Here is a 13,078-nt window from a genome sequence, read left to right on the forward strand (position 1 = left end):
TCATCATGATACGACGAAAAATGGCCCCGACGAACCACTGATTTCGTCCCACCGCCCCCTGGCTTCGGATCGAAACGCGCCCCGCAACGCCCCCGACCCTCCCCCCTGGATTTCGCCATTTCGCTTCCGCCGCTTCGGCGGGTTTTACCCCACCGATTTGTCTTCTGCTGAAACGTGGTGGTCCGACACAGGTGCTCCTCGGGACCATGTACGTACACACTAGCGGATGATTTCCTCGCTGTCAACCCTTTGGCCGAAATTTCCGCAATGGATGCGTAGGTACGCGGGTAAATTGACGTAATCGAGCGGCTCGGGCGCGGCACTCAGACGCAACACCGGGAGACTCTCGCGCGGAGCCCAGGCCGCACGCCAAATCCCCGCCCCGGTGAACGGGAACGTCTACGGAAAAGGCGACTGGGCCAGCAAATCGAGCGACCGGGGCCCTGCCGGAATGCCCATCGCGAAGTCCTTGTCGAACGCGCGCTGCACTCGTTCGATGTTCGACGGAGAGCTGATGACAATGCCGACCTCGCGGTTCTTGTCCATGGAGACGGATGTGTAGTTTTGCGAGCCGATGAAGGCGTGGGTCCCGTCCACCAGCAGCAGCTTGGCATGGATGTACGGGTTCGCCAGGATATGGAGCTGGGCGCCATGGCGGACGAGCTCGCCGACCGGTTCGGAGAGCAGGTCCTGTCCATAGGATTGGGTCATGACGATACGGACGCGAACGCCGCGGTCGATTGCGTTCTGGACTGCCGTGATGAAGGCTTTGTCGGTCAGCACCTCGGCATAGATGTCCAGTGTGCTGGTGGCGGAATCGACCAGACCGATCATCGTGATCCGGCTCGTGTCGGGACTCAGGATCAGGGGGCCCGGGATGCTGCCGTCTTTCCCCTCCCAGTCGTTCGTGAAAATGCGCACCGCATGGTCGACGATGTCGGGGTCAGTGGAAACAACCCCGAGCTCGCGATTGCGATTCAGAGCCGAGTAGGTGAGATTGAGATTGAGAACCATCGCCACCCGTTCGTCGATGACGATGAGTTTCACATGCGAAAAGCGGGTGGCCGCCTTGTTCCAGCGGACCTGGATACCACCCTCTTCGAGCGTGGCAAACACTTCGTCTTGCTGGTTCGATCCGCCATAGGGATCTTCCTCGATCAGGACACGCACGTTCACGCCACGGTCGCGGGCACGAAAGAGTGCCTGGATGACCGAGTCATCGGTCAGCAGATAGACCTCGATGGAAATCGAGTCTGTGGCCGAATCGAGTTCTTCGATGAGCAGCGTGGGACCATCTTCGGGAAGGATGTAGATGCCCTCGGTCACACCCGGCGCGGCGGGAACGTTGGCAAGCGCGGTGGGCGTCGAACGCTGCGTCACCTTGTCATCCACGACAAGCCCAAGCGACACCACAATTGTGATGGTGGCTACCAGGATGAGAATCGATGCGACAACGAGCCCGAGTTTCTTCATGTGGCACCGGCGGGGGCGCGGCAAGCGCGCTACGGTTACCCGCAAAGACTAACGGGAGCGTGACAGATTGTCATGCTCCCGCGTCCAATCGCCACGAGAAATCGAGCACTCGGATCGGATTCCGGGACCTGCGTCTCTGCTGCTCGACCGGCCTGCGCGCTCGAGTCAGCGCATCTCGGTAGCTGGTCGCGCGCTAGATGCCCTGGGAGGACCGCCAGGCGAGGACCTCGGCACAGTGCTCGTCGTAGTGGGGCCAGGTCTCCTCGAGTCTCAATCCTTCGATGCTGGGGAATGCTCGAACGTCCGAACGAAGTCGGTCATGCGCGGCGATCATCCGCGCGGTCTGGGCTTCGAGGGTGTCGTCCTTGTGCGCCGCGTACTCCTGATCGTTCATTGTCTGCCAGTCGTTCGGCTGCACGGCGACTCCGCTGGCCAGCTTGTGCGCGCGGGCAAGATCCTGTTCGTCCCAGAAGGCGATATGCCCGATCAAGTCCTTGATCGAGAAATACCCGCACACGCCGGGTTCGGACGCGCGCTCAGCCGGAATGCCGTCCAGCGCCGCGGTCCATGCCGTCCATGACTTCTCGATGTTCGCGATCAGCTCTTCTTTGCTCATGTACCCTCCTGGACACCAAACGACCGCAGGAAAAACTCCTGCGGTCGCCTGTTGTGAAATCGATCGGTTGCGCGACTAGACCTGCTTGACGGCCGCGACCATTTCCGTAACCACGCCCTTCGCATCGCCGAAGACCATGGATGTTTTCGGGTCGTAGAAGAGGTCGTTGTCGATGCCAGCGAATCCTGACTTCATCGAACGCTTGAGGACGTAGATCTGCTTGGCGTCCTCGACGTTCAGGATCGGCATGCCGTAGATCGGACTCGATGGGTCGTTCTTGGCAGCCGGGTTCGTCACGTCGTTCGCACCGATGACGAGCACGACATCCGCGTTGGTGAAGTCGTCGTTGATGTCGTCCATGTCATAGAGCTGGTCGTATGGCACGTTGGCTTCCGCCAGGAGCACGTTCATGTGACCCGGCATGCGGCCGGCGACCGGGTGGATCGCGTACTTGACGGTGACACCCTTGTCTTCCAGCACATCGGCCAGCTCACGCACCGCATGCTGCGCTTGCGCGACCGCGAGACCGTAGCCCGGCACCACGATGACGTTCTGCGCATAGGCGAGCGAGATGGCGACGTCGTCCGGGGAGGTCGACTTGTATGGCCGCTCCTCTTGCGAGCCCGATCCGCCGCCGGCGCCTTCCGGACCGCCTCCGAATGCCCCGAAGATGATGCTGGGTACTGATCGGTTCATTGCCTTCGCCATAAGCAATGTCAGGTAACCGCCCGAAGCGCCAACGAGCGCGCCGGCGATGACCATCGCCATGTTCGAAAGCACGAGACCAGTGAGCGCTGCGGCAATACCGGTGAGCGAGTTGAGAATTGCGATGACGACTGGCATGTCGGCGCCGCCGATCGGGAGCACGATCGATGCACCGAGGGCGAGCGCGGCGGCGAACATGAGCCACATGAGCAGCTTGGCGGTGGAGCCATCCTGCATCCAGACGATGAGCACGCCCATGACCGCAATGGCAATGCCGAGTCCGGCGTTGACGGCCTTCTGACTCGGGAAGGTAATCGGCCGGCCGGAGATCATCTCCTGCAGCTTCAGGAAGGCGATGATGCTACCGGTGAGCGAAATGGACCCGATGATGGCTCCGAGCACGATCGAGGTGACTTCACCTCGCCCGATGCCTTCTTTGTGCATGAACTCGGCGACAGAGACCAACGCAGCGGTGGCGCCGCCCATGCCGTTGAAGATGGCAACCATCTGGGGCATGGCGGTCATCTGGACCTTGCGCGCCATGAGTGAGCTGACCGCGCCGCCAATGACAATGGCCGCGATGATCAGCGCGATGTTGGTCCAGTTGATGCCGTGGCCAGACTCTTCCAGATCACTACTGAAAAGCGTCGCCACCACGGCGATTGCCATGCCGAGCGCGCCGAGCTGGTTGCCCTTGCGCGCGGTGGTCGGATTCCCCATGAACCGCAGTCCGAGAATGAAGCAGACCGCGGTGACGAGATACGCGATATCGACGAGAGCGTCGCGCCAGTTATCGATCATTACTTCTGTCCCGCTCCCGGTCGTTTCTTGAACATTTCGAGCATGCGGTCAGTGACCACAAAACCTCCGAAGACGTTCGCCGCGCCCAACACCACTGCCAGGAATCCCATGACCTGAAGCCACCAGCTATCCGCCTGGCCGAGGATGATCATGGCGCCCAGCAGAACGATGCCGTGGATGGCATTCGTGCCGGACATGAGCGGGGTATGTAGCGTTGGCGGAACCTTGCCGATGAGCTCCACGCCCAGGAACACGGCGAGGAGCAGCACGTAGATTGCCAGTAAGACTTCCCTGTCCATCTTCCCTTCTTTCCCTGGCGAATTCGCCCGGATCAGTCCGTGTTTACGCCGGCGTGGTGGCCGGAGCGAGCCGCTGCTTGGTTCCTTCGTGGATGACGTTGCCATTCATCGTGATGACGGTGTTGGCAATGATGTCGTCGTTCATGTCGAGCGAGAAGTTGCCTTCCTTGTCGATCATGAGCGCCAGCAGGTTCTGCAAGTTCTTGGAGTACATCTGGCTGGAATGGACCGCCAGGGTGCTCGGCAGATTCAGCGTGCCGACGATCGTAACGCCGTGGCGATGGACGATCTTGCCCTTCTCCGTCAACTCGCAGTTGCCGCCCGTTTCGGCCGCCAGGTCGACGATCACGGAACCGGGCGCCATGCGCTCGACCGTGGATGCCGGGATCAGGCGAGGAGCCGGACGTCCCGGGACCGCCGCGGTCGTAATGATCACGTCCGATTTCGCGGCCCGTTCGGCGAGTCCTTCCTGCTGGCGGCGCAGGATTTCGTCGGTGGCTTCCTTGGCGTACCCACCGGCGCCCGCCAGATCGGCCCCGGTGTCGATTTCGACGTACTTACCGCCGAGACTCTCGATCTGCTCCTTGACCACAGTGCGGGCGTCATAGGCCTCGACCACCGCGCCCAGGCGGCGCGCCGTGCCAATGGCCATCAAGCCCGCCACACCAGCTCCGATCACCAGCACTTTGGCCGGGGGAATGTTGCCGGCGGCCGTGGTGAGCAGGGGGAAGAACTTCGGCAGCTCGTAGGCGGCGATCAGCACAGCCTTGTATCCGCCGACGGTCGCCTGCGAGGAGAGCGCATCCATGTACTGGGCGCGCGTGGTGCGCGGGATCGCGTCCATGCTGAGCGACGTGATCTTGCGCTCCTGCAGGTGCTTGACGTAATCGGTGTCGACCATTGGTGCGATGAACGCGATGAGCGTCGATCCGGCGCGCATGTGATCGACTTCTTCGATCGACGGTTTCTGGACTTTGAGAATGAGGTCGGATTTCTTGTACACGTCGGCGGTTTCGTCGACGATCTTCGCCCCGGCGTTCTCGTAGGCCGAATCGCTGATGAATGCGTTCTTTCCGGCGTCCTTTTCGACGAGCACCGTTAGCCCGGAAGCGACGTACTTCTTGACGCCATCCGGTGTGAGCGCAACACGCCGTTCGTTTGGCGCCGTCTCACGCGGAATGCCAATGGTGAGTTTCTTACCCGATGCGCTTTCTTCCGCCATACCCTTCCTCTGATGCGTGGTCTCCCGGTTCCCGCGGAATCCGGCGCCTCCATTGGCATGCGCCACCAGACCCAATCGGGTCAGGCGACGCAATCCTCTTTCATGGGTTATGGTCGTGTCACCGAGATGACTGACCGGCGTAGCATTCTACACTGTGGCTTTCTGCCGATGCACCGATCTATCTGCCAAAAAATGCTGCACTGATGCGGAAACCCGCCGTTCGACCGATATGACCACCAAGGCTCCCGCCTACAACAGATCGGCGTTCTTCGAGGACATCGCGCGCTACCTGCGCATCGAGCTTCCGGTCGGACTGCGCGACTTCAAGCTGCGCCAGACGTCGTATTTGATGAAACTCTATTACCAGAACGAACGGGTGCATTTCGAGGTGTGGGTCGATACGTTGCGGCAGCAAATCGAGATCGGCCTCGATTTCGAGGACGGAGCGGAAAGCACCGCGGCGTATCTCGCGTTCTTCGACAAGCGTATCGTGGAGATCAAGGCGCAGACTGGGCCGACCGTCGAGCTCGAACGTTGGACCAAGACCTGGGGCCACTTCGTGGAGGTCTATCCAATCGAGCCGCTCACACGCGAGCGGGCGCTGATGATCGGCGACCGGATGGTGACCTTCATGTCCGTGCTGCAACCGCTGATCGAGGAGGCCGATATCGCGCCCGGAGATCATGTCGTCTCCAGTCGTCCCTTTTGGCGGCAGCGACGCAAGCGCGGATGACGCCGGGTATCGCCGACATCAGAGGTCATGCCCAACCGCCACTTGCGTCAGCGATCCAGTAAGCAGTCCGACCCGATCTCGCACGACCCAGGTTGGACGAGGGAACCCACCGTTGAAACGCTGGGCTAGCACTCCTCAGAAATGTCCCGGGTTCTTTGCCGGGCCCTCCCATCGAGGATTGAATCGTCTCAGGGCCCTGGACTCTGGACTCTGGACCCAGAACGCCGGACTCGTCACCCAGGCCATGTTTCCATTTACTCGCTCCTGGGTGGGGCATCGAACGGCGCGCGCTGGATGACTCGGCCACGGCCCGGCGCGCCCAGAATGTCGTTTCGGTTGTAAACGACCTCGCCTCGGCTGAGCGTCATTCGCGGCCAACCAGTGACCTCCCAGCCTTCGAACGGTGAGTAATCGCACGCTGTGTAGAACGTGGCGGCTTCGACCGCGTGCGTGTCGTTCGGATCCCAGAGGACGATATCGGCGTCGGAACCGACCGCGATCGTGCCCTTCCGTGGGTACATACCGAAGAGCTTGGCGACATTGGTCGAGATCAGCTCGACGAAGCGATTCGGCGTGAGTTTCCCCGTTTCGACTCCCTTCGACCAGAGCATGGGGAGCATGGTTTCCAGATCGGCTACCCCCGGGCGGAGCTTGGTGATGTCCATGCCGGGAAAGACCTTGTACTCATAGAGCCACGGAGCATGGTCGGTGCAGAGTGTGTCGATCTCGCCGGTGGCCATTGCCTCCCAGAGCGTGTCGACATCCGGTTGCTCGCGCAGCGGGGGTTGTCCCGCGTATTTGGGTCCATCGGGCTCCGCGAACCGTTCGCTCGTGAAGTAGAGGTAGAGCGGACGGGTTTCCACCCAGAGGGGCACACCGCGTCCCCGCCCTTTGCGCACTTCGTCGAGCGCGCCCTTGCACGAGAGATGCACGATGTAGGTGGGCGCATTGGCGTTCTCGGCAAAGGCGACCGCCCGGGCGGTGGCGGCGACCTCAGCTTCCACCGGTCTCGACTGCGGGTAGAACTTGAAATCGACCTCGCCGCGCTCGACCAGGCGCTCGAGCGACCGGTCGATGATGACCGAGTCCTCGCAGTGAATCATGGTCAGCATGCCATTGGCGGCAGCCAGATCGGTCGCTTCGAGGTATGGCGCCGGGTCTTCCGCGAAACCGGCGTAGCTCATGAAGTACTTGAGTGTGCGATGACCCATTTCGGCGAGCACCGGAATGTCGCTGAGCGGTTGGGTCCTGGGGTCGGTCAAGACGGGGTGGAGAAAGACATCGACCACCGCCATGCGCTCGACCATGCCCATCTCGCGCCGGACGGCTTCGAGCATGGTCTCGCCTGGATGCGGGAAGACCATGTTGCCAATCGACGTAATACCGCCAGCGGCAGCCGATTTGGTTCCGGTCTCGTAGTTGTCGCTCCATTGGGGCGCATCGGGCGGCACGTCTTCCCAAAACGAGCAATGGACATGCGCGTCCATGCCGCCAGGCATTACGATCAATCCCCTGGCGTCGATCTCTTTCGCGCCCTGGAGCCCGGAACCAATCTCGGCAATGGATTCACCGTTGATCCCAACATCGGCGTCGTAGGTCTCGGACGCCGTCACGATCGTGCCTCCGCGAATGACCAGATCGAACGACATGGAATCCTCCTGCAAACGAAAACGGGGAACGCAACCGCGCTCCCCGCATGCTACCGAGTTTTGGTGGTGGACGCCTAGCTGGTTGCGGCTGCGTAGAGCTTGCTGACTTCTGCCCAGTTGACCACGTCCCACCAGGCGGCGAGATAGTCGGGACGCTTGTTCTGGTACTTCAGATAGTACGCATGCTCCCAGACATCGACACCGAGGATCGGCTTCTTCTTCGAGTCCATGATGGGATTGTCCTGGTTCGGTGTGCTGACGACTTCGAGCTTGCCGGAACCGTCGGTCACCACCCAGGCCCATCCGGAGCCAAAGCGGCCAGCGCCGGCCTTGTTGACGGCATCTTTCAGGGCGTCGAGGCCGCCGAAATCGTCGATAGCCTTGTCCAGCGCGGCGCTTCTCCGATTCTCGTCCTTGTTGCCGGTCATCAGCAACCAGAACATGGAGTGGTTGTAGTGACCGCCACCGTTGTTGCGGACCGCGCCGCGCTTGTCTTCAGGCACTTTGTCCAGATTGGTGATCAGCTCCTCCAGCGACATCGCCTCAAGCGCGGCATTGCCGGCGATGGCATTGTTCAGATTGGTGACATAGGCCTGATGATGCTTGTCGTGGTGAATCTCCATCGTCTTCGCATCGATAGTCGGCTCGAGCGCGTCGAATGCATACGGCAGAGGGGGAAGTTCAAAGGCCAATTGTGTCCTCCTTGGACGTGGGTGCAACGACCGATTTCGCGGTTCGAAACCCGCTCGACATTGCGCGGGGAACCGTTCGTTCCAGAAATCCACTTTACCATGCTTCTCTCGGGTTCACGCGGTTCGATCAGCTCTCCCAGACAACATATGGTTCTGCGCCCATTCCCCAGCCGTTCGTCACGATGCGGCTGTCGTCGCCGCCGATCGAGCGGAAGAACGTCGTCTGCGCATGGGAGAAATCGGCAGCGACGGACGGTTCTCCGTCGGCCTCCGCTAGAGCGATCACCTGGTCGAACGCAGAGAGGATGGTTTCCGCCTCGGTGGCGTGCCCAGGCTCGCGCGCCCAGTTCAGAAAGTCGATGTAGAGGGCAGCGGCTGCCTGGGGGTCGCCGTACTCGAGCTCGATTTCGGCGAGCTGGGAAAGACCTTCGTAATAGACCTCGCTGTCGTCGGCATCGCGGCCAGAGATGAGCACGCACTCCCAGAACGTCGCGGCGATCGCATCGTCTTCTACCTCGTTCAGCTCAGCCAGCTCGGATGCGGCCATGGCGCGATCGAAGGGAGAGTGGCTTTCCAGCAATGTCTCGAGCAATGGTTCGAGATCGGGGAGATCGAGTTCGCTGTTGCCCCGGCGCAAGAGCCATTCGGCGGTGCGTTCGACGCCTCGCTGGCGAGCGACCGAGATCCAGCTTTCCCAACCCCTGGCCAGCGCGGCATCGAGCCCGGCATCGAACGAAAAGGTGAGCGGTGAACCGTCCATGGGCGGGACCTCGAAACGACGATCGGCGATTGGTGGTTGACATGCGGCCACGCGGCGGCTAGTGTATCGGTCATGAGCGCTGAGCGACTGCACCATCGCGACGTAATAGGCCTCCCGGAAGTCAGTTCGATTTCCGGCTCCTGGTACTACGTCTACTTTACCCCCCGGCTTTGCTGGCGGGGCGATGGGTGCTGATGCACGAAACGCTCCAGTAGACACCAGCAAAGCCGGGGGTACCGAGGCCACAGGGTCTCGGTTTTTTGTTGTCAGGAATCACCAGGAGAGAGCACCGCCATGATCGTCACTATCGACAAGAGCGCTTCCAACGGAGTCATCGATGCGCTGGGCGCGGCCAGCGTCCGCAGCGGGGCGACCATTCGCGTGATCGATTGGAACGACGGATCGCTCTCGGTCAACGTGCTGGGGCAGATCGAGCCGGACGTCCTGTCGCATCCTGCGATCGCTGGAATTCATCACCCGTCGAAACCGTACCGCCTGGCCAGCAAGGAGCACCGAGAGACGACGGTTGTGCGGGTAGGTGATGTCGAGATCGGCAACGGCAGGCCGGTGATCATGGCTGGACCGTGCGTGGTTTCGGATGTCGAACAGCTCGTCAGTGCCGCAGAAGCTGTCAAGGCTGCAGGAGCAACGATCCTGCGGGGCGGGGCGTTCAAGCCGCGCACATCACCGTACTCCTTCCAGGGACTAGGTGAGGAGGGGCTGCAAATCCTCGCTGGCGCGCGAGCGGTCACAGGGCTCCCCGTCGTCACCGAGGTCATGGAGCCAGATCAGGTCGATGTGACCGCGGCGTATGCCGATATGCTGCAGATCGGCGCGCGCAACATGGCGAATTTCCCGTTGTTGCGCAAAGTTGGAAAGACGCGGACGCCTGTTCTGCTCAAGCGGGGCTTCTCTGCCACCATCGAGGAATGGCTGATGAGCGCGGAGTACATTCTGGCGGAGGGGAACTCGCAGGTCGTGCTCTGCGAGCGCGGGATTCGCACGTTCGACAACTCGATGCGCTTCAACCTGGACCTCAACGCGATTCCATTCCTCAAGGAGCTGACCCACCTGCCAGTGGTGGTCGACCCAAGTCACGGCACAGGAAAGCGATCCCTGGTGGCGAGTATGGCATTGGCGGCAATAGCGGCCGGGGCAGACGGGTTGATCATCGAATCCGAGCCAAATCCCGACTCGGCGAAATGCGACTCGGCGCAGACAATCGAGCCCGAGCAACTGGCAGCGATCGCGCGCAAGGCGATGGCAATTGCCGAACTGATCGAAGCAGACGAACTCGCGCTGGTGTAGAGCATCGAATTCTGATGGCCCGCATCAACCGCATCGAGGTTCATGCAGATTCGGCGCATCGCGCGGTTTAGACTGCCGCCATGAATTCACCCACGTTCGTCGTCGGAACCGCAGGCCATGTCGATCATGGCAAGTCATCGCTGGTTCGTGCGCTGACCGGCGCCAATCCGGACCGATTGGCCGAAGAGCAACTGCGGGAGATGACGATCGACCTTGGGTTTGCGGAGCTGACCACGCCGGGCGGCAACCGCATCCATCTCGTCGATGTACCCGGGCATGAGCGCTTCGTGCGCAACATGTTGGCGGGCGCAGGGGGGATCGACGCTGCCATCCTGGTGATTGCGGCCGATGATGGCCCAATGCCCCAGACACGAGAGCACCTGGCGATTCTCGATCTCCTGGGCATTTCCCACGGTGTGGTTGCGCTTTCCAAGGCGGACCTGGTCGATTCGGAGTGGCTCGACCTCGTGGTCGACTCGACCCGTGGACTCCTCGATGGAACAGCCCTGGCGAACAGTGAGATCGTTCCGGTCTCATCGATCACCGGCATGGGGCTCGACGATCTGCAGAGCGCGCTCGATCGCATGTTGTCGCGTTTCGAGCGGCCCGTTGCCGCGCAGCCGGCACGACTGCCGATCGATCGGGTTTTCACGATGTCCGGGTTCGGCACGGTCGTCACAGGGACGTTGACGGGCGCGCCGATTTCGGTTGGAGACCGTGTCGATCTCCTTCCGGGTGGACAGGCGGCCCGGATACGTGGGCTGCAGAGCTTCGGTCGAGCGGTGCAGCGGGCCCTGCCGGGTTCGCGGGTTGCGGTAAACCTGGCGGGCGTGGACGTCACTGATCTCACCCGCGGTGACGTGCTGACGCTGCCAGGAACGATGGAACCCGCTATGCGCATGGATGTGTCGGTGAGGCTGCTCGAAACGTGCGAGCGTTCGCTGGAACACAATGACGAAGTGATCGTCTTCTCTGGGGCCGCCGAGGTTCCGGCGCGCGCGGCAATGCTGGATGGAGACAGGTTGGAGGCTGGCCGAGATGGTTGGGTCCAGCTGCGTCTTGCCAGACCAATGGTCGCGCATCCGGGAGATCGTTTCATCCTGCGGCGACCGTCGCCGCCGGAAACGATCGGGGGCGGATCGGTGGTCGAGCTCGACCCTCCTCGGCACAAACGCAATCAGCCAGGCGTGGTGGCGCGGCTCGAGCAGCTTGCGGAAGGCGACCCTGCCGATCGCCTGCTGACCTGGATCGGCAATCGATTGCTCGACGAGCGACAGGCGCTGAATTCGCCGCTTGGCGAGGAATCTTCCCGCCGGGCAATCGAGCGATTGGTATCCGACCGGCGTTTGACCCGGCAAGGGATCATGCTGGTCAACACGACGCGACTGCACCAGATCAGCGCAGCGGTACTCGAGTGCGTGGACCGTTTTCACCGGCAGCATCCGCTCGAAGCTGGCATGCCGCTTGGGTTCCTGCGTGATGAGATGGGGCTCGATCGGGTGGCGCTGGATACGCTGCTCCCGACGATGGAGGAAATCGAGGTAGTGGGCCCGCTGGTGCGACGCAGCGGCTTTCGCATTTCATTCGATACCGAGCAGCAAAGGCGCGCCGACGAGTATCTGCAGTTGCTCGATACGCACGGATTTCAGCCCCCCACGCCGGAAGAGGCGGGGATCTCAATCGATCTCAGCCGGGCGTTGGCGCAGCTCGGTTCGATCGTCGAAATTGGAGATGGAATCGTCTTCCTGCCGGAGCAGCTCTCCGGTGCGCATGACCGACTGCTCGAGATGCTGACAAACCAGAAATCGATCTCGCTGGCAGAGTATCGCGATGCTCTCGGAACCACCCGCCGGTTCGCGCAGGCACTTCTGGAATACTTCGACCGGCAACGCGTGACCCGCCGAATCGGGGACCGCCGCGTTGCCGCCCGACCGATCGAACGCCGCGAGGAATCGACTGCCAGATGAACACCGTGGTTTCCCTGTCGGAGCTGACCGCTCCGCATACGCATCTCTTCATCTCCCCGCACTATGACGACATTGCGCTTTCTTGTGGGGGAACCGCGGCGCTGGTGGCCGAAGCAGGGAAAGATGCAGTGGTGGCGCTTCTGTTTGGCGACCATCCCGATCCGGATCAACCGATGACCCCATTTGCGGACCACATGCACGCCGAATGGGGCATGAGCGCGGACGAAGTCATCGCCGGGCGGCGCGCTGAGGAGGCGGAGTCGTCCCGAATTCTTGGGTTGCGTGATGTCTTCTTGCCGTTTCGCGACGCGATCTACCGCGGCGACAACTATCTGAATGACGAACAGCTCTTTGGCAAGCCGCGTGGCACCGATCTCGATCTCCCGGAGCGGGTGGCGGCGGCGATTGCCGCGGAAGGCTTCCGACCCGTCGGATCACGCGCCTATGCCCCGCTTGCGAGTGGATTCCACGTCGATCATCAGCTCGGTTTTCAGGCGGGTGTGCTGCTGGCATCGTACGGATGGGATGTGTGGTTCTACGAGGACCTGCCCTATTCGCTGCTCGAAGGGCGGGTATCGGACCGTCTCTCTCTCGCGGGAGAGCGGCTCGAGGTGGCGGGGGTGGTGGATGTGTCGAGCGTCTGGACCAAGAAGATCGACGCCATCATGGCCTATCCATCACAGTTGAAGGTGATCTTCGAGTCGTATGTCGGGGCCGGCAGCAGCCGCGAGGCCATCGACAATGTCATGTCGGGGTACAGCAAGGACGTGGGGAATGGCCGAATCGGCGAGCGATTCTGGCAGCTTGCCAGTTGACAGGCGGGACCTTGCCGAGTCGGAAGATGTGAAGGAGT

12 protein-coding genes are annotated in these 13,078 nt (G+C 61.7%); 4 read left to right on the forward strand and 8 right to left on the reverse strand.

What is annotated here, in order from left to right; genetic code table 11:
• Positions 1-399 precede the first annotated feature (399 nt).
• The 5 genes from R2855_02195 to R2855_02215 form a co-directional block, all read right to left on the reverse strand.
• Entirely contained in the window at positions 400-1,473 is a 1,074-nt protein-coding gene (locus R2855_02195; protein ID MEZ4529816.1) for a phospholipase D-like domain-containing protein, read from the reverse strand.
• A 193-nt stretch (positions 1,474-1,666) separates the two neighbouring features.
• Positions 1,667-2,089 (reverse strand): maleylpyruvate isomerase N-terminal domain-containing protein, encoded by a 423-nt coding sequence (locus R2855_02200; protein ID MEZ4529817.1) that lies wholly within the window; start codon positions 2,087-2,089, stop codon positions 1,667-1,669.
• A 75-nt stretch (positions 2,090-2,164) separates the two neighbouring features.
• Positions 2,165-3,595: an NAD(P)(+) transhydrogenase (Re/Si-specific) subunit beta gene (locus R2855_02205; GenBank protein MEZ4529818.1), complete on the reverse strand. Its 1,431-nt coding sequence runs from the start codon at positions 3,593-3,595 to the stop codon at positions 2,165-2,167.
• Entirely contained in the window at positions 3,595-3,894 is a 300-nt protein-coding gene (locus R2855_02210; protein MEZ4529819.1) for an NAD(P) transhydrogenase subunit alpha, read from the reverse strand. Before R2855_02210 ends, R2855_02205 begins: the two co-directional genes overlap by 1 nt.
• A gap of 43 nt (positions 3,895-3,937) precedes the next feature.
• The gene (locus R2855_02215) at positions 3,938-5,116 is read right to left on the reverse strand and encodes a Re/Si-specific NAD(P)(+) transhydrogenase subunit alpha (protein ID MEZ4529820.1); all 1,179 of its coding nucleotides are present in this window, start codon (positions 5,114-5,116) and stop codon (positions 3,938-3,940) included.
• Positions 5,117-5,345: 229 nt separating this feature from the next.
• On the opposite strand from R2855_02215, the gene R2855_02220 reads away from it, so the two are divergent.
• Positions 5,346-5,849, forward strand: a complete 504-nt coding sequence (locus R2855_02220) for a hypothetical protein (GenBank protein ID MEZ4529821.1) — start codon at positions 5,346-5,348, stop codon at positions 5,847-5,849.
• A 254-nt stretch (positions 5,850-6,103) separates the two neighbouring features.
• On the opposite strand, the gene hydA is transcribed toward R2855_02220, so the two are convergent.
• From hydA to R2855_02235, 3 genes are all read right to left on the reverse strand, one after another.
• On the reverse strand, positions 6,104-7,498 hold the full coding sequence (hydA, locus tag R2855_02225; GenBank protein ID MEZ4529822.1) for a dihydropyrimidinase: 1,395 nt from the start codon (positions 7,496-7,498) through the stop codon (positions 6,104-6,106).
• A gap of 74 nt (positions 7,499-7,572) precedes the next feature.
• The gene (locus R2855_02230; protein MEZ4529823.1) at positions 7,573-8,190 is read right to left on the reverse strand and encodes a superoxide dismutase; all 618 of its coding nucleotides are present in this window, start codon (positions 8,188-8,190) and stop codon (positions 7,573-7,575) included.
• A gap of 127 nt (positions 8,191-8,317) precedes the next feature.
• Positions 8,318-8,950, reverse strand: coding sequence for a hypothetical protein (locus R2855_02235; protein MEZ4529824.1), 633 nt, complete (start codon positions 8,948-8,950; stop codon positions 8,318-8,320).
• Between the two features lie 294 nt (positions 8,951-9,244).
• On the opposite strand from R2855_02235, the gene aroF reads away from it, so the two are divergent.
• The 3 genes from aroF to R2855_02250 all read left to right on the forward strand — a co-directional run bounded on the left by aroF (position 9,245) and on the right by R2855_02250 (position 13,040).
• On the forward strand, positions 9,245-10,258 hold the full coding sequence (gene aroF / locus R2855_02240) for a 3-deoxy-7-phosphoheptulonate synthase (GenBank protein MEZ4529825.1): 1,014 nt from the start codon (positions 9,245-9,247) through the stop codon (positions 10,256-10,258).
• Between the two features lie 80 nt (positions 10,259-10,338).
• The gene (selB, locus tag R2855_02245; protein MEZ4529826.1) at positions 10,339-12,225 is read left to right on the forward strand and encodes a selenocysteine-specific translation elongation factor; all 1,887 of its coding nucleotides are present in this window, start codon (positions 10,339-10,341) and stop codon (positions 12,223-12,225) included.
• Positions 12,222-13,040, forward strand: a complete 819-nt coding sequence (locus R2855_02250) for a PIG-L family deacetylase (GenBank protein MEZ4529827.1) — start codon at positions 12,222-12,224, stop codon at positions 13,038-13,040. Before selB ends, R2855_02250 begins: the two co-directional genes overlap by 4 nt.
• Positions 13,041-13,078: the final 38 nt, after the last annotated feature.

The sequence above is a fragment of the Thermomicrobiales bacterium genome (assembly GCA_041390825.1).
Classification (GTDB): Bacteria; Chloroflexota; Chloroflexia; order Thermomicrobiales; family UBA6265; genus JAMLHN01.